29 protein-coding genes are annotated in these 26,449 nt (G+C 65.8%); 18 read left to right on the forward strand and 11 right to left on the reverse strand.

The window, feature by feature from the left end:
• Positions 1-21: 21 nt before the first annotated feature.
• Positions 22-1,038, reverse strand: a complete 1,017-nt coding sequence (locus HNE04_RS23570; RefSeq protein WP_172224923.1) for a hypothetical protein — start codon at positions 1,036-1,038, stop codon at positions 22-24.
• 408 nt (positions 1,039-1,446) lie between these two features.
• The gene (locus tag HNE04_RS23575) at positions 1,447-2,208 is read right to left on the reverse strand and encodes a YecA/YgfB family protein (RefSeq protein WP_172224926.1); all 762 of its coding nucleotides are present in this window, start codon (positions 2,206-2,208) and stop codon (positions 1,447-1,449) included.
• Between the two features lie 101 nt (positions 2,209-2,309).
• Between HNE04_RS23575 and HNE04_RS23580 the strand changes: the two genes are divergently transcribed.
• From HNE04_RS23580 to HNE04_RS23595, 4 genes are read left to right on the forward strand one after another with little or no spacing between them, the layout of a single operon-like run.
• Positions 2,310-2,663, forward strand: coding sequence for a hypothetical protein (locus HNE04_RS23580; protein WP_207717704.1), 354 nt, complete (start codon positions 2,310-2,312; stop codon positions 2,661-2,663).
• 31 nt (positions 2,664-2,694) lie between these two features.
• The gene (locus HNE04_RS23585) at positions 2,695-4,032 is read left to right on the forward strand and encodes an acyclic terpene utilization AtuA family protein (protein ID WP_172224929.1); all 1,338 of its coding nucleotides are present in this window, start codon (positions 2,695-2,697) and stop codon (positions 4,030-4,032) included.
• A 1-nt stretch (position 4,033) separates the two neighbouring features.
• The gene (locus tag HNE04_RS23590) at positions 4,034-4,360 is read left to right on the forward strand and encodes an AtuA-related protein (protein WP_172224932.1); all 327 of its coding nucleotides are present in this window, start codon (positions 4,034-4,036) and stop codon (positions 4,358-4,360) included.
• A gap of 31 nt (positions 4,361-4,391) precedes the next feature.
• Complete coding sequence (locus tag HNE04_RS23595; protein ID WP_172224934.1) at positions 4,392-5,360, forward strand: Bug family tripartite tricarboxylate transporter substrate binding protein; 969 nt, start codon at positions 4,392-4,394, stop codon at positions 5,358-5,360.
• 27 nt (positions 5,361-5,387) lie between these two features.
• Here HNE04_RS23595 and HNE04_RS23600 read toward each other — a convergent pair whose 3' ends face one another.
• On the reverse strand, positions 5,388-6,179 hold the full coding sequence (locus HNE04_RS23600; RefSeq protein WP_172224937.1) for a hydroxyacylglutathione hydrolase: 792 nt from the start codon (positions 6,177-6,179) through the stop codon (positions 5,388-5,390).
• Between the two features lie 116 nt (positions 6,180-6,295).
• Between HNE04_RS23600 and HNE04_RS23605 the strand changes: the two genes are divergently transcribed.
• Positions 6,296-6,940 carry a 2OG-Fe(II) oxygenase family protein gene (locus tag HNE04_RS23605; protein WP_172224940.1) on the forward strand — a complete coding sequence of 215 codons (645 nt, stop codon included), beginning with the start codon at positions 6,296-6,298 and terminating at the stop codon, positions 6,938-6,940.
• Between the two features lie 63 nt (positions 6,941-7,003).
• Positions 7,004-7,321 carry a hypothetical protein gene (locus HNE04_RS23610; RefSeq protein WP_172224942.1) on the forward strand — a complete coding sequence of 106 codons (318 nt, stop codon included), beginning with the start codon at positions 7,004-7,006 and terminating at the stop codon, positions 7,319-7,321.
• 32 nt (positions 7,322-7,353) lie between these two features.
• Here the strand turns inward: HNE04_RS23610 and HNE04_RS23615 are convergent, their stop codons facing one another.
• Positions 7,354-7,722, reverse strand: coding sequence for a DsrE family protein (locus HNE04_RS23615; protein ID WP_172224944.1), 369 nt, complete (start codon positions 7,720-7,722; stop codon positions 7,354-7,356).
• 133 nt (positions 7,723-7,855) lie between these two features.
• Between HNE04_RS23615 and HNE04_RS23620 the strand changes: the two genes are divergently transcribed.
• Positions 7,856-8,815: an AraC family transcriptional regulator gene (locus HNE04_RS23620; RefSeq protein WP_172224946.1), complete on the forward strand. Its 960-nt coding sequence runs from the start codon at positions 7,856-7,858 to the stop codon at positions 8,813-8,815.
• On the opposite strand, the gene HNE04_RS23625 is transcribed toward HNE04_RS23620, so the two are convergent.
• The gene (locus HNE04_RS23625; RefSeq protein WP_172224948.1) at positions 8,807-9,154 is read right to left on the reverse strand and encodes a hypothetical protein; all 348 of its coding nucleotides are present in this window, start codon (positions 9,152-9,154) and stop codon (positions 8,807-8,809) included. The two genes, HNE04_RS23620 and HNE04_RS23625, sit on opposite strands and share 9 nt — an antisense overlap.
• Positions 9,155-9,265: 111 nt before the next feature.
• Positions 9,266-9,613: a hypothetical protein gene (locus HNE04_RS23630; protein ID WP_172224950.1), complete on the reverse strand. Its 348-nt coding sequence runs from the start codon at positions 9,611-9,613 to the stop codon at positions 9,266-9,268.
• Positions 9,614-9,706: 93 nt separating this feature from the next.
• Here HNE04_RS23630 and HNE04_RS23635 point away from each other — a divergent pair, with 93 nt between their 5' ends.
• Positions 9,707-10,192, forward strand: coding sequence for a Mut7-C RNAse domain-containing protein (locus HNE04_RS23635; RefSeq protein ID WP_172224952.1), 486 nt, complete (start codon positions 9,707-9,709; stop codon positions 10,190-10,192).
• 7 nt (positions 10,193-10,199) lie between these two features.
• Here HNE04_RS23635 and HNE04_RS23640 read toward each other — a convergent pair whose 3' ends face one another.
• Both HNE04_RS23640 and HNE04_RS23645 read right to left on the reverse strand, forming a co-directional pair.
• A complete protein-coding gene (locus HNE04_RS23640; RefSeq protein WP_172224954.1) occupies positions 10,200-12,254 on the reverse strand; it encodes a S8 family serine peptidase in 2,055 nt (684 codons plus the stop codon).
• A gap of 104 nt (positions 12,255-12,358) precedes the next feature.
• The gene (locus HNE04_RS23645) at positions 12,359-13,408 is read right to left on the reverse strand and encodes an AraC family transcriptional regulator (RefSeq protein WP_172224956.1); all 1,050 of its coding nucleotides are present in this window, start codon (positions 13,406-13,408) and stop codon (positions 12,359-12,361) included.
• 110 nt (positions 13,409-13,518) lie between these two features.
• Here HNE04_RS23645 and HNE04_RS23650 point away from each other — a divergent pair, with 110 nt between their 5' ends.
• The 10 genes from HNE04_RS23650 (at position 13,519) to HNE04_RS23695 (ending at position 23,096) form a co-directional block, all read left to right on the forward strand.
• A complete protein-coding gene (locus HNE04_RS23650; RefSeq protein WP_172224959.1) occupies positions 13,519-15,126 on the forward strand; it encodes a carboxyl transferase domain-containing protein in 1,608 nt (535 codons plus the stop codon).
• A gap of 85 nt (positions 15,127-15,211) precedes the next feature.
• On the forward strand, positions 15,212-16,351 hold the full coding sequence (locus HNE04_RS23655; protein WP_172224962.1) for an acyl-CoA dehydrogenase family protein: 1,140 nt from the start codon (positions 15,212-15,214) through the stop codon (positions 16,349-16,351).
• A 10-nt stretch (positions 16,352-16,361) separates the two neighbouring features.
• On the forward strand, positions 16,362-17,141 hold the full coding sequence (locus tag HNE04_RS23660; protein ID WP_172224965.1) for an enoyl-CoA hydratase/isomerase family protein: 780 nt from the start codon (positions 16,362-16,364) through the stop codon (positions 17,139-17,141).
• 9 nt (positions 17,142-17,150) lie between these two features.
• Entirely contained in the window at positions 17,151-17,786 is a 636-nt protein-coding gene (locus tag HNE04_RS23665; protein ID WP_172224968.1) for a DUF4126 domain-containing protein, read from the forward strand.
• 7 nt (positions 17,787-17,793) lie between these two features.
• Positions 17,794-19,782: an acetyl/propionyl/methylcrotonyl-CoA carboxylase subunit alpha gene (locus HNE04_RS23670; RefSeq protein ID WP_172224971.1), complete on the forward strand. Its 1,989-nt coding sequence runs from the start codon at positions 17,794-17,796 to the stop codon at positions 19,780-19,782.
• A 12-nt stretch (positions 19,783-19,794) separates the two neighbouring features.
• Positions 19,795-20,715 carry a 2-hydroxyacid dehydrogenase gene (locus HNE04_RS23675; RefSeq protein WP_172224974.1) on the forward strand — a complete coding sequence of 307 codons (921 nt, stop codon included), beginning with the start codon at positions 19,795-19,797 and terminating at the stop codon, positions 20,713-20,715.
• 6 nt (positions 20,716-20,721) lie between these two features.
• A complete protein-coding gene (locus HNE04_RS23680) occupies positions 20,722-21,630 on the forward strand; it encodes a hydroxymethylglutaryl-CoA lyase (RefSeq protein WP_172224977.1) in 909 nt (302 codons plus the stop codon).
• An 85-nt stretch (positions 21,631-21,715) separates the two neighbouring features.
• Positions 21,716-22,231 carry a YbaK/EbsC family protein gene (locus HNE04_RS23685; protein WP_172225093.1) on the forward strand — a complete coding sequence of 172 codons (516 nt, stop codon included), beginning with the start codon at positions 21,716-21,718 and terminating at the stop codon, positions 22,229-22,231.
• Complete coding sequence (locus tag HNE04_RS23690; protein WP_172224980.1) at positions 22,231-22,461, forward strand: DUF1289 domain-containing protein; 231 nt, start codon at positions 22,231-22,233, stop codon at positions 22,459-22,461. Before HNE04_RS23685 ends, HNE04_RS23690 begins: the two co-directional genes overlap by 1 nt.
• Positions 22,458-23,096, forward strand: coding sequence for a 2-hydroxychromene-2-carboxylate isomerase (locus tag HNE04_RS23695; protein ID WP_172224982.1), 639 nt, complete (start codon positions 22,458-22,460; stop codon positions 23,094-23,096). The genes HNE04_RS23690 and HNE04_RS23695 overlap by 4 nt, the downstream gene beginning before the upstream one ends.
• Before the next feature lies 1 nt (position 23,097).
• Here HNE04_RS23695 and HNE04_RS23700 read toward each other — a convergent pair whose 3' ends face one another.
• From HNE04_RS23700 to HNE04_RS23710, 3 genes are all read right to left on the reverse strand, one after another.
• Complete coding sequence (locus HNE04_RS23700) at positions 23,098-23,598, reverse strand: pyridoxamine 5'-phosphate oxidase family protein (RefSeq protein ID WP_172224985.1); 501 nt, start codon at positions 23,596-23,598, stop codon at positions 23,098-23,100.
• Between the two features lie 107 nt (positions 23,599-23,705).
• Complete coding sequence (locus tag HNE04_RS23705) at positions 23,706-24,893, reverse strand: ATP-binding protein (protein WP_172224988.1); 1,188 nt, start codon at positions 24,891-24,893, stop codon at positions 23,706-23,708.
• A complete protein-coding gene (locus HNE04_RS23710) occupies positions 24,890-26,449 on the reverse strand; it encodes a PAS domain S-box protein (RefSeq protein WP_172224991.1) in 1,560 nt (519 codons plus the stop codon). The genes HNE04_RS23705 and HNE04_RS23710 overlap by 4 nt, the downstream gene beginning before the upstream one ends.

Genomic DNA, 26,449 nt, shown 5'->3' on the forward strand with positions numbered 1-26,449 from the left:
TAGGACAATCTCGACGCCTTACTACCAGCTCGCCGCCATCGAGTCGCGCGAGAAGCGCGGGTCGCGGGTGATCGACCCCAGGTCGACGAACTCCATGTCCGACATCTTGATCGCGCGCATCTGGGCGTTGGTGCGCAGATCCCACGCGGCGTTCGGTTCGCCCTGCACGTGGAAATCGGCGCCGTTGTCCGACACGTACAAGCCGTAGCGCTTGGCCGCCGTCGCCAATGCCTTGGCTTGCGTGGTCCAGTCGTCGGGAATCACGAAGTCGGCCTTGAGCCGCAGCAGTGCGCCGAACGGGATGGCGCCGGGGTTGTCGCCGCCGGCGGCAAAACGGCCGGGCCAGAGCGTCTCGATCGCCAGCGCCGCATCGCGGAAGTTGACGCGCAGGGCGTGCTTGATCTCGCCGGAGGAAGCCTCGGCTGCCTTCGCCAGCAGCGGCGTGATGGGCAAGCCCGCAGCATCGGCCGAGGCCCCGGTGTCGGGCCGCAGCGCCAGCGACTTCAGGTCCCACGCCGCCGTGAGGCTGGTGTACCACTGGCCCGACAGGTTGTAAGAGAAGAAGCTTTCCCACAGGCGGCAGGCGCCCTTTTCCACCACCAGCACGTGCTTGTCGCCGCAGCTGTTGGGGTCGTTGCACAAACCGTCTTCGCTCAGCAGCCTCGAGGCCACCGGGAAGGGGAAACGCCGTTGGTTGGTGGGCACGGCGCCGCAATTGCGGGTGATGTTGAAACCGCCATTGCCGTCGGACACTGCACAGTCGCTGTTGTCGGGATAACCCCGCTCCATGCTCACGCCCGAGGTGGAGAAGTCGTACGACACGACCGGCCAGTCCGTGGTGGCGGGGGTGCCGTCCACGATATTGATCGGCATGCCCCAGTACGAGCCGTAGTCCGCCTGGTTCTCGCTCACGCCCCAATCGGCGTGGAACGGCAAGTCGCGGCCTGCAAGATTGACCCAGTCGTTGCTCCTCGCGTGCGCCGGGAAGCGCGACACGTCGTCGATGCGCGTGTTGAAGATCGCGTTGGCCGGGAACATCTCGCAGTCGCCAAGCACGGGTGCCGATGACGACACAGGGGCGGGTGCGCTTCCGCTTCCGCCTGCGCCCCCCGACCCGGTGGTCGGTCCACCAGCTGTCTCGAAGGCTGAGGAGGGCAAGGCCTCGGAGGTGAAGCCGGTGGACCCGCCACCGCCTCCGCCACCGCAACCTGCTATGCCCACCAAAGCCGCGCTACATAGAAACCCTGTCAGACTGCGCCGTGTGTTGTTGTCGGTCAATTCGCACCTCTTGTTCAGCAAAGGCACGCATTGTGAGTACGAGGATGGGCTTTACAACCGTCACTGTCTGCAAGGCTGTAGTGCGTTACGTTACGTGCATACATCGCGCAGGTGACATAAGTCACGAACGCGTGGTTGCTGACCTAATTTCTCCTACATGGCCTGTTTTTACGCCCCGTGGCACTTCTTGTACTTCTTGCCGCTGCCGCAGGGACAGGGGTCGTTGCGGCCCGGTTCGGGCTGCTTGCGGACCGCCTCGGTGCGCGGGCCCAGGCTCTTCCATAGCTGGCGCAAGTCGTACACCGCCCAGATGGCCGCGCCGAAATCGTCCAGGCGCTGATCGCTGACGCTGGGCGGCCCATCCTCCGCGAACATCGAAATCGACGGCTTGCCGCGGTCATCCTCCGTCAGCGCCACGATGGCGCTGAGCGCGCCATCCAGCATCTGCGCGGCTTCGGCGTCGCGCGGGGGGAGCCAGTCCTCGGGCCAGGTTTCCACGGCATACATGAAGCCCAGGGCCCATACCTGGGCATAGGCGGGCAGCGCCGCGATGTCGGTGTCACCACGCTCCGGCTCGGGCAGGGCCAGTACCGCGCCGCGCGTGTCCAGCGTTTCCGGCTGATAGGTGCGCTCGTCGTCCAGCGTTTCGACCGGCGCGTCCAGAGCCGCAGCCACTTCCGCCCAGCGCCGGCGCCAGCGCCACACGAACTCCATGTGCGTTGCCGGCCGGAAGCCATCGCCCAGCAGCACCGGCCAATACTCGTCCGGAGCGATCGAGCGGCGCGAGCACACCAGGGCGGCCAGAAATCCTTCGCAAAATTCCCACTGGGGGATCTCTTCGTCGTGCTCGCGAAGGGCGTCGAGCTCGGCGTCCTGGGCGTCGAAATCCTCGGGGCCAAGCGGCGTGTCGGTGTCGGGGTTTGGGGTCATGGGAACCTTCGATTGTGCCCGCCGGAGCCGCATAAGGCAGAGCCGTACGACAGCCATCCACTATTTCCTACAACCGGCGTCACGCCGCTGCAGAAAACTGAATGCACCTGTTTACCACCGAGGGGGCCATCGTGGACAAACCGGCCTTTCACACCCTGCTGTATCGCTACTTCTTCTTCGACTGGCTGTTCAAGGACATGGGCACGGGCAATCTGTTCGAGCGCGCCGCGGCCGTACGCCACAACCGCGAGCAGGCCCGCTGGCTGCCCATCTATGTCCTGCGATGGCTGTGGTGGGGCCTCGGGTTCTACGCCCTGGGCAGCGTGGTCGAGCTGATCCTGGAGGCCACGACCCTGGCCACACTGTTTTATGTGATCGGTGGCTTGAGCGTGCCGTTCAACGTGGCCATCGCTGCCGCATGGATAGGGCTCAAGGGCCTGCACGGGCCGGTTTGAGCCGGCCCCTGTGTGGGTCAATAATGGGTAGATGAAATCTTATCGGATCGGCTCAGGGGCCGGCTATTCCGGCGACCGGATCGATCCTGCGCAGGACCTGGCCGAGCGCGGCGAACTCGATGCACTGGTTTTCGAATGCCTGGCTGAGCGCACGATTGCCCTGGCGCAACTGCGCCGGGCCCAGGACCCACTGCAGGGCTACGACCCGTTGCTGAAAGAGCGGATGCGCGCGGTGCTGCCCGCTTGCGTGAAGCGGAGGATCACGGTAATCACCAATATGGGTGCGGCGAATCCCCTTGCAGCCGGCGACGCGGTGCTGCAGGTCGCGCGCGAGCTCGGGCTCTCCCGCCTGCGGGTGGCCGTGGTGACGGGCGACGACGTGTTGCCCTGGATGCGTGAGCATGACGTGCCCCTGCTGGATTCAGATCAAACCGTTCGCAGCCTGGATGGCCGGCTCATATCGGCCAATGCTTATCTTGGCGCCGATGCCTTGCTGTCGGCGCTGCAATCGGGCGCCGATGTGGTGATCACCGGGCGGGTGGCCGATCCGGCGCTGTTCCTCGCGCCGCTGATGCAGCACTTCGGCTGGAAGGCCGACGACTGGCAGCGAATGGGGCAGGGGATCGTGGTCGGCCATCTGCTGGAGTGCGCGGCCCAGGTCAGTGGCGGCTACATTGCGGACCCGGGCTACGTGGACGTGCCCGAACTGGCGGAGGTCGGCTTCCCCCTGGCCGAGGTGAGCGCCGACGGCCAGATCGTCATCACCAAGCTGGCTGGCACGGGCGGGCGGATCGACCGGCTTACCTGCACCGCCCAGCTCCTCTACGAACTGGAAGACCCGAGCCGCTACCTGCAGCCGGACGTGGTGGCGGATTTTTCCGCCGTGCGACTGACCGAGCAGGGACGCGACCGCGTGCGTGTCGAGGGCGCCACCGGGCATCCGCGGCCTCACAGCCTGAAAGTGACGCTGGGCTACCGGGACGGATATATCGGCGAGGGTCAAATCTCTTATGCCGGGCCCGGTGCCCGCGCACGCGGCGAGTTGGCGCTGGCGGTACTGAAGCGGCGCCTGCAGCGGCTGGGGCTCGATGCGCTGGAGCATCGAGCCGAACTGATCGGCGTCAATGCCATGCATGGACCCGCACTGGGCGCGGATCGCGAGCCTTACGAGGTGCGGGTCCGTCTGGCGGTGCGCACCGCGACTCGCGCCCAGGCCGAGGAGGTGGGTCGGGAAGTGGAAGCCATGTACCTCAACGGCCCGGCGGGCGGTGGAGGCGTGACGCAGTCGGTCCGTGAAGTCGTCGCGGCTGCCTCGGCCCTGATTCCGCGCGATGCCGTCGGGCCGGAATGCCACATATTGGAGTTGTGAAATGAAGGTGCGCGACATCGCAACGGCCCGTTCGGGCGACAAGGGCAACCGGGCCACGCTCAGCGTGATTGCCCGCGACCCGGCGGACTACCCGCTCCTGGAACGCGTGCTGACGGCCGAGCGTGTGCAAGCCCATTACCGCGGCGTTGTGCACGGTTCGGTCCAGCGCTATCCGCTGCCTCATCTGGGCGCGGTGCATTTCGTCATGAACGATGCGCTGGGCGGTGGAGTGACCCGGTCATTGGCCCTGGATGCGCACGGCAAGACGTTGGGCTTCGCCATTCTCGATGTCTCCCTGGATGCCGATCCGCCCTACGATCTGCCCTAAACTTGTCGTACAAGTTCAACAGGAGATCCCGATGCGCCTTGCTTTCCGTTCCCTGGCCGTGCTGTTCGCTGCCGTGCTCGGCACTTCCGCCGCGCTGGCCCAGCCGTATCCGAACAAGACCATCAAGGCCGTCGTGCCTTTTGCCGCGGGCAGTGCCACGGACCAAATCGGGCGCGCATTCGCAGCCAAGATGCAGGAAACGCTGGGGCAAACCATCATTGTCGACAACAAGCCCGGCGTCAACGGCATGCTGGGCGCCGATGCCGTGGCCAAGTCGCCACCCGACGGCTACACCATCCTGATCGGGACCAACAGCACCAACGCCGCACTCAAGAGCTTGATGAAAAAGCTCCCCTATGACCAGGACACCGCCTTCGTGCCGGTGGCCTACATGGGTTCGGTGCCGCTGATCGTCGCCGTCAACAACGATGTGCCGGCCAAGACCTTGCGCGAGGTGGTCGATCTGGCCAAGGCCAAGCCGGACCATGTCACCTTTGCCAGTGCCAGCACCTCGCAGCTGGTGTCCACCGAAATGCTCGCCGGCATGGCGGGCATCAAGATGACCAACGTCCCCTACAAGAGCGGTCCGGCCGCCATGACCGACCTCATCGGCGGCCAGGTCATGCTGTTCACCGCGGACTTCGCAGTCATGCTGCCCCAGGTCAAGGCCGGCAAGATCCGCGGCCTGGCCGTGACGTCGACCAAGCGCTCGCCGGCGATTCCCGAGCTGCCCACGGTCAACGAAGCCTTGGGCCTGAAAGACTACGAGCTGATCGCCTACTTCGCCGTGTTTGTGCCGGCGGGCACCCCGCCCGACATAGTCGCCAAGCTCAACCAGGCGGTGAATGCGGCGGCGCAAAGCAAGGACATCCAGGAGAAGTTTGCGGCCATCGGTTTCGCGGTCGAACCCGGAACGCCCGAGGCATTGGCCCAGCGCAGCAAGCTGGAAGCCGCGAAGTGGGCGAAGGCGATCAAGGACGCGAAGATCGAGCCGCAATAGCGACTCGAGGGCCGGCCTGGTGCCGGCTCACCACTTGTTGCGCAGTTCCCGCAACTTGGTGAAAACCGTCTTCGCGTCGGGCTTGTCCGGCAGCTCGGGAAAGTCTTCGCGCAGGCGGGCGATCACACCTGGGCTGTCCAGCCGCATGAAAGTATTGATCCGCTTCTCGTCGGCGAGCGTCGTGACGGTCGACTTCGCCGGATCGTGGCCGGTCACCTCCGGCAGCATCGTTCGCGCCGCCGCGTTGCCCGGTTCGCGTGCCAAGGTGAATCGCAGGTTGTTCTCGATGTAGTCGTGGCCCGGGTAGACCAGGGTGTTGGGAGGCAACTTGCCCAGCTGCTCGACGAAGGTGGCATAGAGCGCCTCCACATTGCCGCCGTTATGCACGTTGCCGGCACCCGCGTTGAACAGCGTATCGCCCGAGAACAGGGCCGGCTGGTCGGTGTGCGAGCGCAGGCAGATATGGCACATCGTGTGACCCGGCGTGTCCATGCACTCGAGCTCGACGCGCTTGCCGACCTTGATCACGTCGCCGGCCTTGACGCCGCGGTCGACGCCCGGGATGAGCCTGGCGGCGCGATGGTGCGCGATCACCTTGGCGCCGGTGGCGGCCACCACGGCCGCGTTGCCGCCGATGTGGTCGTGGTGCTCGTGGGTGTTCAGGATCTGGGTGATTTGCCAGCCCTTGACCCGGGCGGTCGCCAGCGTCTTTTCATGGTCCAGCGGGTCGATCGCAAGGGCTTCCCCGGTGTCCGGGCAGGCCACCAGGTAGTTGAAGTTGCGCAGCGCGTTGCCGGTCCAGATTCGCTCGACAATCATTGGGACTCCTGTACGTGGGCGACTGCGGACGATTGTAGGTTCCTCGCTTCCGAGAACTCCGCCAGGGTCTTCAGGGTCCAATGATCTCGGGCTCGGTTCGCCCGCGGCGGTCACACATGGACAAAGACAGTCGTCGATGGTCGGAAGCGTCGGAGGTCATTTCGATGTTTCCCAGCTTTGTCTGGAAGACCAGGATCGAGCCGGGCTTGCGTGACGCCATGTGCTCGCCGATCCTGAAGGCGCTGGCCGACATGAGGCCAGACGCCCCCGCGCTCGAACCGGGCCAAGGCTGGCAATCGGCACAGGATCTCCATGAACACGAGACGATGCGGGAACTCGTTTCGTGCATCGAGCACTGTACGGCGAGCGTCCTGCGATTCCTGCGCATCGGGACCGAGGAGTGCGAGATCACAGGTTGCTGGGCCACCGTTCTGGCGCCCGGCGCATCCCACAAGCTGCACAGCCACCCCAACAATTTTCTGAGCGGCGTCTACTACGTTCGCACGGGCGAAGGCGCCGACACGATCAATTTTCACGATCCCCGGAAGCAGGCCAGTGTCATCCGGCCGCCGGTTGTCGAACTCACGGCGGAGAACACGGATCAAGTCGTGGTTCGCGTGAGCGATGGCACGCTGCTCTTGTTCCCTTCCTGGCTGGAGCACTCCGTCGATGCCAACAGGGGCAATGACGAGAGAATCAGCATCAGCTTCAATCTGATGTTCTCCTCGTTCGCGCAGCGGCTCAGCAAGCCGCTGTGGTAGGGGCGCCAGAAAGACCCCGCAATAGGGCTACACTCGAAGCGCGACGGATCCCGGGAGAACACCATGCCCGATATCGACCCTGAAAGTACCTTCCGCGGACTTCCCTTGACCGCGGAGCAAGACGCAGAAGTCAGGCACTACATAAAGAAGAAAGTGCAGCATGGCCAGCCGTGGGACACACCGGAGCTGGCGGCCATGCTTGAAGACATGCTGGAGCCCCCAGGCGACGTCGAAGAAGGACTCGACGCCACCGCTTCCGAAATGAAGGCGGCTGCAGAACGAGCGGCCGCTTCCGTCGACGAGGACATGGAGCCCATCGAGGCCAGTGAGGAGCGGAATGCCGCCATGGAATCCGAGGTTATGAAGGGGCCCAAGGTCTGAATCCCGGACGGCGTGGGGCGCAATAAATCGTTTCAGAAACTCAAGCTGGCCGCGCCCGCTTTGAGTTTCTCGTGGATGACGCTGGCGCCGGCGATGGTCACCCCCTCGATCAGGTCTTCCTGGGTGTAGCCGCGCGCCTTCACGCAGGGCGGGCAGGCGATGATGGTTCCGCCGCGGCCCATGAAGTCCTCCATCAGGGTCTTCAGCGGATCCAGCGGCGGCACATGCGTTATCTCGACGCTGCGGCGCCGGACCAGATCCACGGCCGAGCTGGTGAGAAAGGCGCAGACCTTGAGGCCGGAGGTGATGCCGCCGCAAGCGATGGTGAAGGCGACGGAGGAGAGCTCGTGGTCGGCTCCGCGGGTCATCAGGATGACAAGTTCTCGATTTTCCGGGGTCATGGGGTGCTCCTTCGCGTGGGCGTTGATAATTGCAACGGATTGATGATGCGCGCCAGGACGCGGGGAAAGCCTGTCCCGCCGTCCTGAATTGATGACCGAAACGCCGCTGCCGGGCTGACAGGGAGAATCGCCGATGGACGTGCTGTCCGATGTGCTGCAGATGATCCGCCTGGAGGGCGCACTGTTCCTCAACGGCGAATTCCATGAACCCTGGTGTGTGAGCGCGCCACGGGGCTCGGACTTCGCGAGCATTCTTTGCCCCGGGGCCGAGAATTTGGCCATTCTCCACATGGTGCTGGAAGGGCGCTGTTGGATACAGCTGCACGACGGCGAAGCGATGGCGCTGGAAGCCGGTGACGTGGTGGTGATGCCGCACGGCGACTCCCACCTCATCGGCAGTGGTTTGCGGCATGCGCCCATGGACCTCGACCATGTCGTGCAAGTCAAGCTACCTGATCTCAACCTCATTCGCTATGGCGGCGACGGCGATCGGACGGTGGTCGTGTGCGGCTGGTTCGCCTATGAGCGCGGGGCGTCCAATCCGCTCGCGGCGGCGCTTCCGAAGATTTTCCGTTCCCAGGTGCGGCAGCGTCCTTCCGGCGCCTGGATCGAGCAGTCGATCCGCTTTGCGCTGGGCGAAGCCGCTTCGGGCCGGCCCGGATCGACAGCCGTCGCGGCCAAGGTGGCCGAATCGCTGTTTGTCGAAGCGCTGCGCGGCTACATCGAAACGGTGCCTGCGCGGGAACGCGGCTGGCTGGCGGGCCTGCGCGACCCGCAGGTCGGGCGCTGCCTGGCCCTGATGCACGGCCAGCCCGCGCGCGACTGGTCGCTGGAGGCCTTGGCCCAGGAGGCCCACAGTTCGCGCAGCGTCCTGGCCGAGCGTTTCAGCGAGCTCGTGGGCATGCCGCCCATGCAATACCTGAAGCGCTGGCGGCTGGCCGTCGCGGCGCGCTTGCTGTGCAATGAGCGCAGCAGCATCATTCGCGTGGCCGAGGCCGTGGGCTACGAGTCGGAAGCATCGTTCAGCCGCGCATTCAAGACCGAGTACGGCGTTGCGCCCGGGCTCTGGCGCAGTGGCGCGGCGCTACGGTGATGCTGGCCGCAGGCACTTGCCGCGTGCGCTCTGGATCGCGGTGCTGTGTTTTTGCCGCAAGGCGGCCAGGCCGGCTGCCTTGGGTTGGGGTGGCGTGGGCTTGGCGATCGCCAGCAGCAACTGGGCGTGGCGCATCACCACCTGGACGAGGTCCTCGGAAAACTGCGGCAACGCCGCCATGAGATTGCGCAGGTTGTCGAAGTCGGCGTTGACCGCACGGTAGAGCTCGCGATCGAACCAGGAGCCCAGCAATTCATCCCAGCTGGCCTGGTAACGCTCCAGCGCCGCAGCGACAAGGAGTTCACGGACGTTCGAATTGGGGAAGTAGGTGTACTGCATGCCGCGAACTGTAAGGGTCAACGACAAACGATTCACGTCATCAACAAGACGTTACGCGCCGCAGCAGTAACCTCATCGTTCACGTCCAATGAAGCGACGAGGCCAGGAGTCTTACTTCTGCCTGGACTTCCAGTTGTTGTAAGCCTCATCCATGCGGACTTGACGAGCCTGGTCCTGCTGGGTTGCGCCCGGGGCGCCCATGCTGCGCGTGTCGTTGGTGGCCGACTTGTCGGTGCCCGTGGCCTTGGAGACCTTGTGGCCGGCACTGCGCATCTGGTCGCCCATACGGTGGAAGGCACGCTTGGTCTTGGCGCCCAGGCCCTCGCCCTTGGCTTGGGACCGGTTTTCGGCGACGACAGCGCCGCGCTTGCTGCTATCGGCAGAGCTTGTGGCGGCTTGCGCGGAGAAGGCCACGCCGCAGGCGAGCGCAACGACGGTGATCAAAGCTGGGATCTTCATTCGGTTCCCCTTGAGGAAAATAGGTGTCCTTTCATAACGAAACAGTCCCTGCTCGTGCTGTCGGACAAGCTTGCGGCCGCACGTAGGAATGCAATGGCCCAGACCACCACGCCTCGTTTCGCCGCCGATGCCATGCTTGGCCGGCTGGCGCGCTGGATGCGGGTGCTGGGCTTCGACACCACCTACGACGCTGAGCTTGCCGATCCCGACCTGGTGCGGCTGGCGAAAGACGAGGGACGGGTCCTGCTCACGCGCGACAGGCATCTATTACGGGAACTGCGGCCCCGGCTTGCTCACGAAATTCGCCAGGACGCACCGCTGGAGCAACTGCGGGAACTGGTCACTGCGCTGGATCTTGCGGCGCCGGCGGAGCTTTTCACTCGCTGCATGCTTTGCAACACCTTGCTGCCGCCGCCGCTCGACGAGGAAGCGGCGGAACGGCTGCTACCGCCCGGGGTGCGCGGAATCCCAGGACCGGTGCGGCGCTGCCCTGTATGCGGCAGGATCTATTGGCATGGATCGCATGTGCGCCGCATGCGGGACGCGTTGGAGCGGGCGGTGCCCGGCTGGCTCATTTAGAAAAACGTCAGGGCCTGGATGCCGTGGCACTGGTGGTGTGGTTGCTGCCCGGTTGATAGGTAATCGGCCCGATGACGTTGGTCACGGTAAAGGTCGTACTGGCCTTGCGTTTGGAGATGTTGCCGCTGGTCACGCTGCATTGCCCGTTCGTGGTGGTGCAGGAAGAAGTCCCGCTGAAGCCATCGCTCCAGGTGCCGCTGATCGTCGCGGCCGGCTGGGACAACCCTTCGCCGGTGTAGTGCAGCGTGATGGTGATCGTTGCCTTCCACCCGTTCTTCACGGCAGTACTGCTCGGGGTCATGGTTTCCACATGCACCGCTGGATTGCCGGCAACGGTGGCGAGCGGACCGGTCGAAAGGTCCAGAAAGAAACTCCCGCCCTTGCCCAGGTTGCCGCTGTCGCTGGCCGGAAAAACCTGGATCGTGTAGTTCCCCGCCACGGTGGGCATCGCATGCAGTGTTTCCTGGCGACCCATGGCTCCGCATTCGTTGCCGGCCAGGCAAGTGCTTTCGGCCAGCACCACGCCGTTGGGGTCCATCAGTCTGGCTTCGAGGTCCGGGTCCCACTGTTCCCCGAAACAGATGCCTAAGAGGAACAGCGTGCACTTGACCTGTCCGTTGATGGTGACGGCCGCGCCGATGGGAACGCCGAGGTCGGCGGCGGCTATCGGGAAGCTGTGAGTCCAGAGGCCGTGATCCGCCACGCTCGCCGAAATGCGCTGGTAGGCCGGAAATATGGTCGGCTCGTAACTTGCCACGCCCTTGCTCTTCGCCACGAAGGCGTAGCCGTCGATCAATCCAGCGCCCCAGTCGTTGTCCTTGCCGGGGGGGCCGCGGTCCTGCGCTGTCGATTCCAGGTTCTGGCGCACCTGCGTGGGTGACATGGGCCCCGCCTGCAGCCCCAGGGCGATCGTGCCGGCGACGAAGGGTGTCGCCATCGAGGTGCCGCTGTACGTGACGTAGCCGTTGACGGTACCGGCTTTCGCGGCCGTGATGCTATGGCCGGGCGCGCAGATGTCGGGCTTGATGCGGCCGTCCAGTGTCGGTCCGCGGCTGGAAAAGGGCGTCAGATAGATGCCGTCCGAGTGGTTGGGCGAGCCCGGCGGCGCCGAGCGGTCGGCACATGCCCCGACAGTGATGGCTTGGGCCGCTGCGCCGGGGGCGCCCACCGTACCCGGCGCATCGCCGGAATTGCCGGCGGCAACCACGACGACGACGCCGCTGGCCACGGCCGCGTTGGCGGCCCGGCTCAGCGCGTCATCGCCATCCGAGGCCGCCGCGGTGCCCAGGCTCATTGAAATGATGTGAACGCTTTGCGCCACGCACCATTCGATTCCGGCGATCACCTGGCTTTCCGAACCGGAGCCAGATGCATTCAGCACCTTGGCGGCATGGATGGCGACGCCCGGGGCCACGCCCCTGTAGCGGTCCGCGCCGGAGCCGCCCGTGCCGTCGCCGAACGCGATCGATGCCACGTGGGTGCCGTGACCGTTGTCGTCATAGGCCTCCGTCGCGCCATTGACCGCGTCATAAAAGGGAATCGCGGCGACGGTGTTCAACTGCTCGTGATTGCGGTCCACACCGGTATCGACGATGCAGCCCCGGATGCCGGTGCCGCTGACGCCGAAGCTCGCCCGGGCGGTATCGATGCCAAAGTCGGGCCGGGCGGCATCCAGCTTGATCGATACGGGCGCATCCTCCTCGATTCGAAACACCCCCGCTCGCTGGGTCAGCGCCCGGATCTGGGCCGCGGTCATCGTGGCCGCAAAGCCGTTGATGATCTTGAACTCGCGGTGGAGTGTGAAAGGGCCCACCGCCTGGCGGGCGGTTGCCGCATTGCCGGGCCCGTCGTGGGTAACGATGACCCGGAACAGGTCGCCCGGCCGGGCCGTCGCCAAGGATGCCTGCAAGCCGTCCGAAATGCGGTCGTTGTCGCGGTCGGCGAGGCGCCCAGGCCGGGCGGCACTGGGATCCGGCGGCGGTCGAGAAGAGTCGGGCAGCGTCGCTGCCGAGATGGCGCCAACAAACAACCACAGACCCCCCAGCACGGCGTAATTGCGCATTTGGCATCTCCTTCTTCCCGGGACCGCGCCACTGCAGACAGGCACAAGCTATAGGCTGACCCATCCGCCGGTGCAATACATCCAACGGTGTACCTGATCCATAGTCACATCCCGGCAGCAAGCCGAAACTCGGCCGGACTGGCCCCCGTCCACTGGCGGAACGCCCGAATGAAACTCTTCTCGTTGCGAAACCCCACCGCCGCCGCCACCTGTTTCACCGGCTTCCCGCTGCGGTAGAGCAATTCCTTCGCGCGTTCGCAGCGCACCTCGTCCTTCAACTCTTGCAGGCTCGCGCCTTCCTCCTTGAGCTGCCGGTGCAAAGTGCGTGCCGACATGTGCAGCAGCTCGGCAATACCCTCCGCGCTGTGCGTTTGCTCCGGATGCGCCGTCAGGGCCTGCCGCACCTGCTGCACCAGCAGCCGATCGCGCCGGTATTGCAGCACCGTGAGCGGCAGCGCGCGCTGCAGCATCTGCTTCAGCGCCTTCTCGTCGCGGCGCAGCGGCAGGGCCAGGTAGCGGGCATCGAAGCGAATCTCGGCGCGCGCGGCATCGAAGGTCGGCGGGCCGGGAAACATGAAGCGATACGCCTCGGCGTGCGGCGGCGCGGGAAAGGGGAAGCGCGCGGCCAGCAGTGGAATGCGCGAATCGATGTACCAGCTGGCCAGGCCGTGGATGTTGCGCAGCACGTGCACCAGGCAGAACTCGCGCGCCGCTTGCCCGTGGCGGCCCAGATCGGCACGTTCCTCGATGACGATGGCCGCGCCTGCAGCGCTTTCCAACAGCTCCAGGTGGATGTCCTGCGTCAGCAGTGCATGGTGCCGGCACCAGCGCTTCAGCGCGACGCCCAGGTCGGGCGAGGTCAGCGAGGCGCGTGCCAACATGCCGTAGCTGCCCCAGGGGAGTTTGCGGCTGAATGCGCCGAGGCCTTCGTCATCCAGCTCCTGCATGGCCGCGCCGGACAGAACCTCCATCTGATGCGCCGTGATACGGGCATCGATTTGCTGTAGTTTAGATGGCGTGATCTGTGCCAGTCCCAGGGCGTCGGCCGGGTTCTGTCCCTGGCGCTGGTAGGCCGCCACCATAACTCGGGCAAAGGCCATGGGTGTGGCGGCGGAAGGAGGGACCGCAGCTTGGCGGGAGGCGGCGCGTGGCATCCGCCAAGTCTGCAACACCATGGCAGGATTTGCAACCTTGCTGGCGACGGATGAGGCAGCGCGAACAGGGCCGCCGCGCTACGATGCCCGGAACCACGCGAGAACACGACATGCCCGCTTTGGAGACACAACTCAATCCCCGGTCCGCCGACTTCCAGGCCAACGCCGCCGCCATGCGCGCCCTGGTGGAAGACCTGAACGCCCAGATCGCCAGGGCCGCCGCCGGCGGCGGCGATATTCCCCGGGCCCGCCATGTGGCGCGGGGCAAGCTGCTGCCGCGCGACCGGGTCCAGATGCTGCTGGACCCCGGCACGCCGTTCCTGGAACTGGCGCCGCTCGCCGCGCACGGCATGTACAACGGGGATGCGCCCTGCGCCGGGGTGATCGCCGGCATTGGCCGTGTCAGCGGCATCGATTGCGTGATCGTCTGCAACGACGCCACGGTGAAAGGCGGCACCTACTACCCGATGACGGTGAAAAAGCACCTGCGGGCGCAGGAAGTGGCGCAGCAGAACCGCCTGCCCTGCATCTACCTGGTCGATTCGGGCGGCGCCAACCTGCCCAATCAGGACGAGGTGTTTCCCGATCGCGACCATTTCGGCCGTATCTTCTACAACCAGGCCAACCTCAGCGCGCAGGGCATCGCCCAGATCGCGGTGGTGATGGGTTCCTGCACGGCCGGCGGTGCCTATGTGCCGGCCATGAGCGACGAAACCATCATCGTCAAGAACCAGGGCACGATTTTCCTGGGCGGCCCGCCGTTGGTGAAGGCCGCGACCGGCGAAGTGGTGACCGCCGAGGACCTGGGCGGCGGCGACGTGCACACGCGCCTGTCGGGCGTCGCCGACCACCTGGCGCAAAACGACATGCATGCATTGGCGCTGGCGCGGCAGGCCGTGGCCACGCTGAACCGGGGCAAGGATGTGGCGGTGGAATTGCGCGAGCCCCGGCCGCCCAAGTTCGACACCAAGGAGCTGTACGGCGTGGTGCCGATCGACGTGCGCAAGCCGTACGACGTGCGCGAGATCATCGCCCGCATCGTCGACGGCTCCGAGTTCCACGAGTTCAAGCAGCGCTTCGGCATCACCCTCATCTGCGGCTTCGCCCATATCGAAGGCATGCCGGTGGGCATCATCGCCAACAACGGCATCCTGTTCAGCGAATCGGCGCAGAAGGGCGCGCACTTCATCGAGTTGTGCTGCCAGCGCAAGGTGCCGCTCATCTTCCTGCAGAACATCACCGGCTTCATGGTCGGCCGCAAGTACGAGAGCGAAGGCATCGCCCGCCATGGCGCCAAGATGGTGACGGCGGTGGCCACGGCCAGCGTGCCGAAGTTCACCGTGATCATCGGCGGCAGCTACGGCGCGGGCAACTACGGCATGTGTGGCCGCGCCTATTCGCCGCGCTTCCTCTGGATGTGGCCCAACGCCCGCATCTGCGTCATGGGCGGCGAGCAGGCTTCGTCAGTGCTGGCCACCGTGCGGCGCGATGCGATCGAGGCCAAGGGCGGCAGCTGGAGCACGGAGGAGGAAGCCGCTTTCAAGCAGCCGCTGCTCGACCAGTTCGCCGAGCAGTCGCATCCCTATTTTTCCAGCGCGCGGCTGTGGGACGACGGCGTGATCGATCCCGCCGACACGCGCCGGGTGCTGGCGCTGGGCCTGTCGGCCTCGCTCAACGCGCCCATCCCCGAGCCGAAGTTCGGCGTCTTCCGCATGTAAACATGGGCCCCCACGTTCACATTCGTTCTCTGCCCCCCGAGGGGGCGCATGCCTCCCTAGAGGCGGCTCGTCGGGAGGCATGATCATGTCCAATACTTCCATTTACGACAACCCCGACCACGAGCTGCTGCGCGACCAGGTCGCGAAGTTCATCGCCAAGGAAGTCGAGCCGCACGCCGCTGTCTGGGAAGAGCAGGGCTTCGTTCCGCGCGAGGTGCTGCGCCGCATGGGCCAGGCCGGCCTGTTCGGGTTGATGTACGAGGGCGCGTATGGCGGCGCGGAGGCCGACGCGCTCACCAACCTGGTGTTCGCAGAGGCCCTGTCGCAATCCACCTTCGCCGGTTTCATCATCACCGTGCTGGTCCACACCGACATGGCCAGCCCGCACCTGCATCACGCGGGCAATGCGGCGCAGAAGGAGAAGTACCTGCGCCGCGTGATTGCCGGCGAGCTGATCACGGCGGTGGGCATCACCGAGCCGGGCGCGGGTTCCGACGTGGCGGGCATCCGCACGACGGCCAAGCGCGAAGGGAATGAATGGGTGCTCAACGGCACCAAGATGTTCATCACCAACGGCGTCCACGCCGACCTGTATTTCATCGCCGCCAAGACCGGCACCGGCAAGCGCGACATGTCCATGTTTATCGTGGAAAAGGGCACGCCGGGCTTTTCCGTGGGGCGGGCGCTCAAGAAGACCGGCTGGCTGTCGTCGGATACCGCCGAGCTGATTCTCGACAACGTGCGCATCCCCGCCGGCAATCTGCTGGGCGAAGAGGGCCGGGGCTTCTATTCGGTGATGAAGAACTTCCAGACCGAGCGCATAGCGCTGGCTGCCATGGCCGTGGGCCACTGCCAGCAGGCGCTCAAGCTCACGCTGGACTATGTGCGGCAGCGCCAGGCCTTCGGCGAGGTGCTGTGGAGCCAGCAGACCATCCGCCAGCGCCTGTCGATGCTGGACGCCAAGACCCGTGCCGCGCGACAATTCATGTATCACTGTGCCTGGCGCGTCACGCAGGGCCACGACATCGTGCAGGATGTGTCGATGCTGAAGGCGCTCACCGGCGAGCTCGTCAATGAAGTGGTCCAGACCTGCCAGCAGTTCCACGGCGGCATGGGCTACATCCGCGAGACCGCTATAGAACGGCTCTGGCGCGATGCCCGGGTGCTGGCCATCGGCGGCGGCGCCACCGAAGTGATGCTGGAAGAAGTAGCCAAGCGCTACTGAAGGGATTTCCATGAAACACCTTGAACTGCGTTTCGAATCCGGGGTGGCGACCGTCACGCTCAATCGCCCGGAAGTGCGCAACGCATTCAGCGACGAGGTCATCACCGAGTTGACTGCAGTCTTCCTGGAACTGGCGGAGCGCGAAGAGGTTCGTTGCATCGTGCTGGCCGCCAACGGCACGGCATTCTGCGCCGGGGCCGACCTGAACTGGATGAAGCGCATGGCGGACTACGACCGTGCCGAGAACCTGGCCGACGCCGAAGCCTTGGCCCGGATGATGCGCGTCATCTACGAATGTCCCAAGCCCACCATCGCCCGCATCCAGGGCGACGTGTACGCGGGCGGCACCGGCCTGGTCGCGGCCTGCGACGTCGCGGTGTCGGTGGACACCGCCCAGTACTGCCTGAGCGAGGTGCGGCTGGGGCTGATCCCGGCGACCATCAGCCCCTACGTGATCCGCGCCATGGGTCCGCGCGCCGCCCATCGTTACTTCCTTACCGCCGAGCCCTTCGGCGCGGCCGAGGCCTTGCGCATCGGATTCGTGCACGAGGTGGTGGGGGCGCAGGAGCTCGATGCGAAGGTGGCCGCCATCGCGCAGACGCTGGTGAGGAACGGCCCCGCGGCGGTGAAGGCCTGCAAGCAGCTGCTGCACGACGTGGCGGGCCGGAAGATATCAACGGCGCTGATCACCATGACCGTGGAAGGCATCGCCGACATCCGCGTCAGCGACGAGGGCCGCGAAGGCGTGCAGTCGTTCCTGGAGAAACGCAAGCCCTCGTGGCTGCTCTAGGCCTGCAACATGGACGCCTTGCGCAATCTCGTCGACGCACCCCAGGTGCTGGCGCTGGCGGCTGCGCTCGGATGGGCCAGCGGCATCCGGTTGTACGCGGCGGTGCTGCTGGCCGGCGCGGCCGGCTACATGGGCTACATCGATTTGCCGCACGGCTTGAAGGTGCTGCAGCACCCGGCCGTGCTGGCGGCCAGCGGCTTCATGTGCTTCGTCGAATTCTTTGCCGACAAGATCCCGTTGCTGGACTCGCTGTGGGACACGGTTCATACGGTGATCCGCATCCCGGCGGGCGCGGCGCTGGCCGCTGCCGCCTTCGGCGCGGACAGTCAGGCGATGGCCTGGATGGCTGCGCTGCTGGGGGGCGGTTTGGCGGCCGCCAGCCACACCGCCAAGATGACCACGCGAGCGGCCGTGAACACCTCGCCCGAACCATTCTCCAATGTCGCGGTGTCGCTTTTCGAAGATGGGTTCGTCATCTTCATGCTGTGGCTGTCCGCCACGCACCCGGTGATCTTCGCCGTCGCCCTGGTCCTGACCCTGATCCTGGCCGTGGTGCTGATGGTGATGCTGATCAAGTTCCTGCGTGTCGTATTCCGCCGAGTGAACGATTTTTTCGCGGGCAAGCGCTCGCCCCAAGGAAGTTAGGACCCCAATGTTCAGAAAAATACTGATCGCGAACCGCGGCGAGATTGCCTGCCGCGTTGCCGCCACGGCCAGGCGCATGGGCGTGAAGACCGTTGCCGTGTATTCCGACGCCGACGCCCACGCCAAGCATGTGACGGTCTGCGACGAGGCGGTCCACATAGGCGGCAGCGCACCCAAGGAAAGCTACCTGCGCTGGGATCGCATCATCGAGGCGGCCAAAGCCACCGGCGCCCAGGCGGTGCACCCGGGTTACGGCTTCCTGAGCGAGAACGAAGAGTTTGCGCAGGCCTGCGCCGATGCCGGTCTGGTGTTCATCGGGCCGCCGCCCTCGGCCATCCAGGCCATGGGCCTGAAGGCCGAGTCCAAGCAGCTGATGGAGAAGGCCGGCGTGCCGCTGGTTCCGGGCTATCACGCAGCCAACCAGGATGCGGCCCTGCTGAAGAAAGAGGCTGGCCGTATCGGCTACCCGGTGCTGATCAAGGCCAGCGCGGGCGGCGGCGGTAAGGGCATGCGGGCCGTGGACAAGGCCGAAGACTTCGAGGCCGCGCTGGCTTCGTGCAAGCGCGAGGCGATCAACAGTTTCGGTGACGACGCGGTGCTGATCGAGAAATACGTGCAGCGCCCGCGCCATATCGAGATCCAGGTCTTCGGCGACAGCCAGGGCAACTACGTTTACCTGTTCGAGCGCGATTGCTCGGTGCAGCGGCGCCACCAGAAAGTCCTGGAAGAGGCGCCTGCGCCGGGCATGACGGAGGCCTTGCGCAGGCAGATGGGCGAGGCCGCGGTGGCGGCGGCGCGGGCCGTCAAGTACGTGGGCGCCGGTACGGTGGAGTTCATCGTCGAGCAGCGCGAAGGCGGCGAGATGAACTTCTTCTTCATGGAGATGAACACCCGGCTGCAGGTGGAGCATCCCGTGACCGAGGCCATCACCGGGCAGGACCTGGTGGAGTGGCAGCTGCGCGTGGCTTTCGGTGAATCGCTGCCCCTGAAGCAGGAGCAACTGCGCATCCACGGCCATGCCATCGAGGCGCGGATTTGCGCCGAGAACCCCGACAACAACTTCCTGCCGGCCACGGGCCACCTGCTGGTCTATCGCAAGCCGGCGTGCACAGCATTCGAAAGAGGCTTGACCCGCATCGACGACGGCGTGCGCGAAGGCGATGCCATCTCGCCTTTCTACGACTCCATGATCGCCAAGCTCATCGTGCATGGCGACACGCGCGAGCAGGCGCTGGCCCACTTGGACGAGGCGCTGGCGCAGACCCACATCGTGGGCCTGGCGACCAACGTGCAGTTCCTGCGCCACGTCGTGCGCAGCCGCTCGTTCGCCGAGGCCGATCTGGACACCGCATTGATCCAGCGCGAGCAGGCGGTGCTGTTCAACCAGGAGACGCTGGGATTGCCGCTGGCCGCGGCCGCCGCCATCGCCCAGGCCCTGGTGCAGGAAAAGACCCTCGAAGGTGCCGACCCGTTCAGCCGCCGTGACGGCTGGCGTTCGCATGGTCCGGCGGTGCGGCAGTTCCAGTTCGAGTTCCACGGTGAGCCCGCCAAGGCCGCGCTCACCTATCTGCATGACGGCGCGCTCAGCCTGACGGTGGGCAACGTTTCCGGCGCGTTGGCGTTCTCGGAGACGCCCCAGGGGCTGGATATCCATTTCGCCGGCCAGCGCCTGCTGGCGGCGGTCTATGCCCATGGCGAATCCGATCACGTCTTCAGCGAACGCGGCGCGACGCAGATCATGAATATCGACCTGCTGGCCCATGCCGGCGAAGCCGCTGCGGAAACCGGCCGGCTCACGGCGCCCATGCCCGGCAAGGTGGTCTCGTTCGCCGTCAAGGCCGGCGACCAAGTCAGCAAGGGCCAGGCGCTGGCCGTGCTGGAGGCGATGAAGATGGAGCACACCATCGCAGCACCGGCCGACGGGGTCGTCGCCGAGCTCATGTACGCCCCCGGGGACCAGGTTGCGGAAGGGGCCGAACTCCTGAAGATCGAATAGCAAAATACACCCATGCGTATCACCGTCTGCCTGACCGAGTCGAAACCCGCGCCCTGGCTCCAAGGCCTGCGGGCGGCGCTGCCCGAGGCCATCGTCGAAGAGTGGGCGCCCGGCGCGCCGCAAGCCGATCACGCCGTGGTCTGGGCGCCGCCGCAGCAGTTCCTGGACGAGCAGTCGCGGCTCAAGGGCATCTTCAATATAGGCGCGGGTGTGGACGCGCTGATGAAGCTGAAGCTGCCTGCCTCTGCCAAGGTGGTGCGCATCGATGACGGCGGCATGGCGGTGCAGATGGCCGAGTTCGTCTGCCATGCCCTGATCCGCCATTTCCGCGAGCTCGATTGCTACGAGGACGACGTTCGCCACGGTGCATGGTCGTATCGCCGGCCCCGCCAACGGGTGGAGTTTCCTGTGGGCATCATGGGCCTGGGCGTGCTGGGAGAACGGGTGGCGCAGGCCGTGGCGCATTTCGAGTTCCCGGTGCTGGGGTGGAGCCGCACGCCCAAGACCGTGCCGGGTGTGCGTTGCTACGCCGGCCAGGAGCAGTTCGACGCGTTCCAGGCTGCCACGCGGGTTCTGGTGTGCCTGTTGCCCCTGACGCCCGAAACCCAGGACATCATGAACGCGCGCAGCCTGTCGCGGCTGATGCCGGGCGGCTATGTGATCAATGTCGCGCGGGGAGCGCACCTGGTGGACGATGACCTGATCGCCCTGCTCGACAGCGGCCACCTGGCTGGGGCCGCGCTGGACGTGTTCCGCACCGAACCGCTGCCGGAGGGGCATCCGTTCTGGCGCCATCCCAAGATCACCGTCACGCCGCACACCTCGGCCCGTACCCTGCGCGAGGAGAGCATTGCGCAGATCACGGGGAAGATCCTGGCCCTGGAGCGGGGAGAACCCATCGCCGGTGTGGTTGACCCAACCCGTGGATACTGAAGTCCTATGAAACTGCCTACCAAAGTCAAACTGGTCGATGTGGGCCCGCGCGACGGCCTGCAGAACGAGAAGGAGCCGGTGCCGGCCGAGGTCAAGATCGGCCTGGTGCACCGCCTGCAGGACGCCGGGCTCAAGGAAATCGAGGTCACCAGCTTCGTCTCGCCCAAATGGGTGCCGCAGATGGCCGACAACGCCCAGGTCATGGCCGGCATCCAGCGCAAGCCGGGCGTTCGCTACTCGGTACTCACGCCCAACATGAAGGGTTTCGAAGCGGCGCTTGCCAGCAAGCCCGATGAGATCGTGGTGTTCGGCGCGGCCAGCGAAGCCTTCAGCCAGCGCAACATCAACTGCTCGATCGAGGAAAGCATAGAGCGCTTCGCGCCCGTCGTCGAGGCGGCCAGGGCCAAGGGCATCTACACCCGGGCCGCGATTTCATGCGCGGTGGGCTGCCCCTATGAAGGCGAGGTCGCGCCCGAACGCGTCGAGATGGTGGCGCGCCTGATGAAGCAGATCGGCGTGCAGCACGTCGGCGTGGCCGACACCATCGGCGTCGGCACGCCGGTCAAGATCCAGCGAGCCCTGGAAGCCGCACTCAAGCATTACGACATCGACGACATCTCCGGCCATTACCACGACACCTATGGCCAGGCGTTGGGCAACACGCTGGCATCCCTGGAGATGGGTGTGTGGCAGTTCGACACTTCTTCCGCCGGCCTGGGGGGCTGCCCCTATGCCAAGGGGGCCACCGGCAACGTGGCAACCGAAGACGTGGTGTATATGCTTCACGGGATGGGCATAGACACCGGCATCGACCTGGACAAGCTGATCGACGCGGGCAAGTACATCAGCGACTTCCTGCAACGCAAGCCGAATTCGCGGGCCGCCACGGCCATCTTGAACAAGAGGGCCGGTTGATGAGCGTCGCCGGGCCGCCCCAAGACGCGAAGGCCCCCTCGGGGGGCAGCGCAGTACACGAAGTGACAAGCGTGGGGGCTCCATGATGTGTGGGGCTGAAATGCATTCGTTGCCCGAAGGCGTGCAACGGGTGGCGCGCGCCCTGCAAGAAAAAGGCCATCCGCATTCGCCGCAGATGCTGGACGACGCCGCGCGCACCGCGCAGCAGGCCGCCGATGCGTTGGGCATCGCCGTTGGCCAGATCGCCAAGAGCATCATCTTCCGTCGCAAATCCGATGACGCGGCCGTGCTGGTGATCACCTCCGGCGACCGCCGTGTGGACGAGAAGAAAGTCGAGGCGCTGGTGGGCCAGGGCGGAAAGCTCGGCCGCGCCGATGCCGAGTTCGTGAAGAGCCGCACCGGTTACTCGATAGGCGGCGTATCGCCGCTGGCCCACGCCCAGCCGCCCGTGACCCTGATCGACCGCGAGTTGTTCCGCTTCGATGAGATCTGGGCGGCGGCGGGCCATCCGCACGGCGTGTTCAGGCTGCGGCCGCAAGACCTGGAGCGGCTCACCGGAGCGCCCGTGGCGGACGTGGTGCAGCACACGGAAGGCGGCTGATGGCTGCGATCGACCTGTTGGCCAAGCGCGCCCGCCTGGTAGGCGCGGGCTTGGCGGGCGACGTGCCTTCGCCCTGCATTTCCATCTGCAAGCTGGATTCGGCGACCGAATTCTGCGAGGGCTGTTTTCGAACGCTCGACGAGATTGCGGCCTGGGGACGGATGGACGACGAATCCAAGCGCGCGGTCTGGCAGCTGATTGCAGAGCGACTGGGGCAAAAGACGGCATGAAGCAGATCACCTTCTATCTGGATTTCGTCTCGCCCTATGCCTACCTGGCCTTCGAGAAGTTGCCCGATGCCCTCCAAGGTCTGAGCTACGCCGTGGAGTACAGACCGGTGCTCTTTGCCGGCCTGCTCAAGCACCTTGGACAGCTGGGCCCCGCCGAGATCGGGCCCAAGCGCGACTGGACCTACCGGCAGGTGGTCTGGCTGGGCCACAGCCTGGGGATTCCGCTGCAGATGCCCGCCGCGCATCCGTTCAACCCGCTGGCGTTGCTGCGGCTGGCGCTGGCCAGCGGCTCGCAAGGCGCGGCCAACCGCTATGTGTGCGAGACGATCTTTCGCCATGTCTGGCGCGGCGGAGCCGACGCCACGGAGGCGCAGCGCCTGGAAACGCTCAAGCAATCGCTCAATCCCGTGCGCGATCCGGCCAACGAGGACGTGAAGGCAGAACTCAAGGCCAACACCGACGAGGCGATCGCGCGCGGCCTGTTCGGCGTGCCTACCTTGGCCGTGGACGACAAGCTGTTCTGGGGCCTGGATGCCCTGCCCATGCTGCGCGCCTACCTCGAAGGCGATCCCTGGTTCAGCGGGGGCGATTGGGACGCTGCTGCGCAGTTGCCCGGCCGGCAGCGCACGAGGTAATTCAACTCACGTGCAGTTCGCGGTGTTCGCCCAGCTTGGGCGGTGCCCCTGAAACGGCGGCGCTGGCGATCTTGAGCAGCTGCCTCGTCTTGCTCTCCTTGATATTCCAGTACTCGGCGTGCCGGATCTCGACCTCGACGAGTTCCAGGTTGGGGTCTTCGGCGCCGCCCGGGAACCAGGCCTTTTCCAGGGCGTTGAACAGGCGCTTCTTGGTGGCCAGATCTTCGCTGATGCGCGCTTGTCCCGAGATGGAAACGTAGACATCCTTCTCTGGTTCGGAATACGTGACGCACACGGTGCCGTCGGCGAGCAGCCGCTGCCCGAGTTCCGTTTCCCTGGCTACGAAGAAGTACAGCGGATCGCCCGGTTCCAGCGAACGGTTCTGCGTGGTCAGCGGATGCGAATGCATCCTGCCGTCGGGATGCTTGTGGGTCAGCATGGCATAGCGGATGCCCTTGATCAGCTTCCAAAGGCTGTGCTGGAATGTTTCGTCTTGGCTCATGGTTTCCTTCCTGCTGCGGATGTAAGTCCGATGGTTGAAGCAGGGCAGGGCGCCGGCCATCGGCTGCAACCGCCGCCGGCTGTGGGCCTCGGCTGACAAGGCGGGAGCTAAAGAGGTAGCGTGAAGTAAAAAGTGGAGCCCGCATCCGGTGCGGACTCGGCCCAGACGCGGCCGCCATGCCGGCCGATGATCCGGCCAACCACGACCAGCCCCAGTCCGCTTCCGGTCAGTTCGCTGTCCCGCTGCAGGCGCTGGGGCATCTTGAACAGTTGCTCGGCGTAGGCCATGTCGAAGCCGCGCCCCTGGTCGCGCACAAAGAACGCGACCTGGCCTTGCGCGTCCTCGCGGCAGCCGACCTCGATGGTGGCCGGCTGCTGCGCGGGGGTGAACTTTCGCGCGTTGGCCAGCAAATGCCTCAGCGCGATCCGCACCTGGTTCCGGTCGGCATTGGCCCACAGGCCCTTGTGAATGTCGGCGACCACGGGACGCTGCGGATCGGCCGCGCGCATTTCATCCAGCAGTTCGCTGGCCAGGTCGCCAAGTTCGACTCGCTCCATGGTGAGCGGGGCGCGCGATACGCTCTCCAGGAAAAGCAGGTCGTCGATCAGCTGCTCGGCCAGCCCCGCGTTGGCCTCGATCCGTGAGAGGTAGTGCAGCGTCTTGCCGGCCGCCGAGCCAGCCAGGGCCCGGCCCAGCAGCTGGCTGAAGGATCGCATCGCGGTCAGCGGAGCGCGAAGGTCATGCGACAGGGAATGGGCGAAGGTTTCCAGTTGCTTGTGGGAACGATTCAGGGCTTCGATGTGCGACGCCGTCTGCCGGGCCAGATCCCACTTGGCCGTGAGTGTGCGGGCCAGTTGGCTGACTTCGATCAGATCGAACGGTTTCTTGACGACCAGCAGCCGGTCGCGCACGTCCAGCCGAGCCATGACGGATTCCCAGGGATGGTCGGAGTAGGCCGTGCAAATCACCACCTGCACCTGCGGATCGACTTCCCAGAGCCGCTCGATCGTCTCCACGCCGTCCCATCCCGGCGGCATCCGCATGTCGACGAAGGCCATGGCATAGGGGCGGCCGGATCGAAGCGCGGCTTCGGCCATCGCCACGCCCTCCCGTCCCTGGTAGGCCGAGTCCAGGTCGAAGCCGTGGCCGGCCGCTCGCACCGGCTGGCCAAACAGGGCCGTTTCGACCGCGTCGAGGTCCGCCCCCGGCCCGCGCGCCAGGATCTTGCGAAAGTCGCCGTGGATGGAACGGGTGTCGTCGATCAGCAGGATGCGGCGATTCGGCGACGCCGTCATGGCGTGGGCTCCACTGGTTCGAACGGCAACTCCAGGGTGAAGATCGCCCCGCGACCGGGGCCGTCGCTGTGGACCGACAGCGTGCCGCCCATTTCGGAGGCCGCCTGCGCGCAGCTGTTCAGGCCGAAACCGTGGCCGTGTTTTCGGGTGGTGAAGCCATGGGCGAACAGTCGGGTCCGGATGTCCTCGGAGATGCCTTCGCCTTCGTCCTTGACAGACACGCGCAAGCGGCTGCCGCCCGTTACGTGCGCGCTCACGGTGATCCGCCGCGCCTCCGAAGGCACGCCCTGCAGCGCGTCGCGGGCGTTGCCGATCAGGTTGACAAGGACCTGCAGAACCCGCGAGCGATCCAGCCTGGCGCGCGGAACGGCGCCTATATCCCGGACCACCGCCACCCGGTCGCGAGCCAGCGCCTCGGCATTCATGCGCAGGGCGTCCTCGACCAGGTCCGAGATACGCGCCGGCGCAACCACACCGGCCCTTCCCGCATAGGACTGCTGGGTGGTGACCACTTCCCTGATGTGATCGATGCTTCGGCTGAGGTGTCCCAGCTCTTCGCCCATGTCGTGCTGCTCCTGCAGCAGCGCCTGGGCGATGTCGCGCAAATAGCCTGGCAGCATCTGGCCCTTCTCGTCTCGCGTCAGGAAATCGCCCAGGTCGTCGGCGTGCTCATTCAGCATCTGCACGGCCAGGCGCAAGCCCTGGGCCCGCGAGGCGCCCAGCATTCCGCGCACCAGGCCGGCGGAGACAGTGACGCTGTTGAGGATGTTGCCGACGTTGTGCAGCACATTGGTGGCGACCTCCGCCATGCCGGCCCGGCGCGATGCTTCGATCAATTGCTTGTGCGCGGCATCCAGCTCCGCCTGCGCCAGCTTGCGTTCGGTGGTGTCGGTCACGATGCCGGTGTGGCAGACCAGTTTGTCCTCGCTGTCGCGCACCTGGAAGCCGCGCACCCGGATCCACCGCTGCTCGCCGTCGGGCCGCTCGATGCGGTACTCGACGTCCAGGCTGCGGGCGTCCTGGGTGAGGGCCGAGAAGGTACGCACCACATGTTCGCGATCCTCGGGCACGATGTAGTCGACCCACTTGTGGGGGCCGCCGTAAAGCGTCTTGGCCGGGCGCCCCCAGATCCGTTCGAAGGCCGGGCTCACGTAGCGAACCACCTTCATGTCCGGCGAGCGGATCCAGAACGCGTCGGTGATGTTGTTGGCCAGCACGCGAAACTGCGCGTCGCTTTCGCGCAAGGCGGTTTCCGTCTGCTTGCGCTCCGTGATGTCGCGGATGAGAACCAGTATCTCCTCGTCCGGCAAGGCGGTGAGGCGAACCTCGTGGTCGGTCTCCCGGCCGTTTTCCGCCGCGCGACGTTCGATCGTGACGGGCGCCCGCTGCGCCATGACTTGTTGGAGCGCGTCCGCCAGGTCGCAGGCGATGGCCTCGAGCGCTGGTTCGGCGCGCGCCGCAGCGTTCAGGTCGAGGATGGTGCCGCGCCGATCCAGCCGGTAGGCCGGATCGGGGATGGCGTCGAAGAGCGTACGGTCCTTCGGCAAGCTGTGCAT

The organism is Caenimonas soli (genome assembly GCF_013155545.1).
Classification (GTDB): Bacteria; Pseudomonadota; Gammaproteobacteria; order Burkholderiales; family Burkholderiaceae_C; genus Ramlibacter; species Ramlibacter soli.